Annotated in this window: 3 protein-coding genes, 1 tRNA gene and 1 pseudogene; 3 read left to right on the forward strand and 2 right to left on the reverse strand. The window is 63.5% G+C overall.

What is annotated here, in order from left to right; genetic code table 11:
- Window positions 1-472, forward strand: a pseudogene (locus TX83_RS23525) (hypothetical protein); the annotation flags it as partial.
- Window positions 473-610: 138 nt separating this feature from the next.
- Window positions 611-1282, forward strand: a complete 672-nt coding sequence (locus TX83_RS20560) for a S1 family peptidase (RefSeq protein WP_075575290.1) — start codon at window positions 611-613, stop codon at window positions 1280-1282.
- An 87-nt stretch (window positions 1283-1369) separates the two neighbouring features.
- On the opposite strand, the gene TX83_RS20565 is transcribed toward TX83_RS20560, so the two are convergent.
- Together TX83_RS20565 and TX83_RS20570 are read right to left on the reverse strand one after the other, a co-directional pair.
- Window positions 1370-1456: transfer RNA gene (locus tag TX83_RS20565), tRNA-Leu, on the reverse strand.
- Window positions 1457-1538: 82 nt separating this feature from the next.
- Entirely contained in the window at window positions 1539-1907 is a 369-nt protein-coding gene (locus TX83_RS20570) for a DUF5713 family protein (protein ID WP_064749854.1), read from the reverse strand.
- A gap of 129 nt (window positions 1908-2036) precedes the next feature.
- Here TX83_RS20570 and TX83_RS23725 point away from each other — a divergent pair.
- Window positions 2037-2370, forward strand: a 334-nt coding sequence (locus TX83_RS23725; RefSeq protein WP_222423800.1) for a hypothetical protein, incomplete at its 3' end; no start/stop codon positions are given.

Here is a 2370-nt window from a genome sequence, read left to right on the forward strand (position 1 = left end):
CGCCCGCCAGGCAGCGCCGTTGACGGCGCCCGAGTCCGCAGAACGGCCGGCGCCGGCCGCGCCCGACCCGCAACCTCAGCGCGTACCACCGCCCGCCGAGCCCGAGCCGGCTTTCGGCCTGTCGCGCTTCTCGCGCGAGGACCAGGCGATGATCGCCAAGATCCGCGCCAGCGTTCCGGCCGGGCTGTCGGACGAGCACGCGGCCGCCGCGATGCTCGCGGCCAAGCGCAACGGCATCCCCGACGCAGACCGCATCGGCCCCGTCGGCGTGGCCGGCGACACGCTGTGGATCGGCCGCACCGTGCCCGGCTTCCACACCGCCGTGGACCTCGCTCAGCAGGCGCCGCAACTGCGCGACACCTTGCGCGACAGCCAGCAGTTCAACCAGGAACAAACCCAGAAGCGGTCGCAAGATCAGGAGCAGCAACGCCAACAGGCGCAAGCGGCCGGGGCGATGAAGCTGATGCAGTGATTCCTCTTCAGCAAGTTGCCACAGCAACGGCCAATGCAATACTCACCACAAAAAAGTCAATCCTTTGTCAAGCACATGGATCTGCGGCAGAACCAGAGCCACACATAACTCTTCATTGCTTTGGAGGCAAACCGATCAATGCATCCAGTCCAAGCAAACATCCTTCGACGCGTCTTCTTCATTAAAGCGATCCAGTACGGAACAGCTTTCACGATAGATGTCGAGGACACCGAGTATCTGATCACCGCTAAGCACCTTTTCGACGAATCTGCAGAGGCCCATGAAGTTCGGCTGTTCCGAAACAACCGCTGGGTACCATATGAGCCCATCAAAGTTGCCTTTTGCAGAAGTGAGGCAGATATTGCGGTTCTGCGCCTAAATGAGCGCCTGACCCCATCGGGGCTACCGGTTACCCCGACCATTGCGCAACTGACTCTAGGTCAGGACCTGTACATACTTGGATTTCCCCACAAGATGCACGAAGACGTCGGCGAACTTCTCGGCGGGAATCCCTGCCCGCTAGTTAAACGTGGCATCGCCAGCAACGTGGCCACAGGCGACCCGCAAGTGTTATTTGTCGACACTCTCTGCAATGAAGGGTTCTCTGGCGGCCCCGTGGTGTTTTTTTCGCAAAGATCGCCTAACGAGATCCGAGTCGCCGGCGTAATTTCAGGCTTCAGGACTCATCAAGAGCCTGTCGTAGGAAGTGACGGCGAGCCAACGGGAACATATGTCCAATTGAACACAGGCCTTCTTCGAGCCTTTGGCATCAAACATGCCATCGACCTCATCGGCCGAACGTTTTGTTGACAGCAACCGCAGGCTCAAAATGACCTGCTTAACGGAGCTTCTGGACTTCCAGACAAGCTGCCACGAATTGCCGCCGTCGATATGTAGTGGTGCCCGGAGCCGGACTCGAACCGGCACGGCCGCGAAGCCGGCGGATTTTAAGTCCGCTGCGTCTACCGATTTCGCCATCCGGGCAGGATGCGGTGACCGGGTTAGCTTACCGCATCCGGACCTGGGGCCGGGCCGCGGGTAGCCAGGCGCCGCGCGACGGCCGCATTCACCATTCGCGCGGGGCGATCAGTTCTTCGATGTCGGCCTCGAAGCCGTAGGCGACGGCGATGCGGGCGAAGTCGGCGCCGATGCTTTCGTGGGCGGCGGTCTCGATCTCGCTGCCGGCGGCGTCGAACGCTTCTCCCAGCGCGTTGAAGCGCTCGGTCGCGGCGTGGGTCAGCGCGTACAGCGCGGCCAGGTCGGTGGGGCGATCGCGCTCGATGCTCAGGCACAGCTCGGCCAGGATCGCCTGCCCGCGCTCGACCAGGTGCGGCGGGAAATAGTCGTCCTGCAGCATCTCGTTGAGGAAGACGTGGCCGGCGAGATGGGCGTTGGCGAGAGCGGCGTTGGCAAGAGCAGGATTGGCGGTGGGCATGCGACGGTCCTTGTGTGCGTTCGCGGGCAGGTGCGGCGAAGACGCGGACGATAGTCGGTGCGCGTCGCTGCGGTTGCGACACGCTTGCGGCCCGCCGGGTTCGTTGCGCAACGGCATGCGCCGCACACGATGGCCGCGCCCGAGCGCGACGCCGCGGCTTCGCGCATCGTGCCGGGGCGATGCGGTAACCGTATGCGCAAGCCCGTCCCTGCGAACCTGACTGCAGCGAAAACCGCAGTCGCCAAGCGAAGCATCGCCTGCTGCGCCGAGGGGAAGGTGCGTCGCGGAAACCGCGTGCGCAAGCCAGCCGCTGCGAACCCGGCCTTCCGCCGAAACCACGGTCGCCGAAACGCAAAAAGCCCCGCATCGCGGGGCTTGGTGCATTCGCTGCCGGAGGCGGCGAAGAATATGGAGCGGGAAACGAGACTCGAACTCGCGACCCCGACCTTGGCAAGGTCGTGCT

Origin of the sequence: Lysobacter antibioticus HS124 (assembly GCF_000336385.2) — a bacterium.
In the GTDB taxonomy this organism is placed as follows: domain Bacteria; phylum Pseudomonadota; class Gammaproteobacteria; order Xanthomonadales; family Xanthomonadaceae; genus Lysobacter; species Lysobacter firmicutimachus.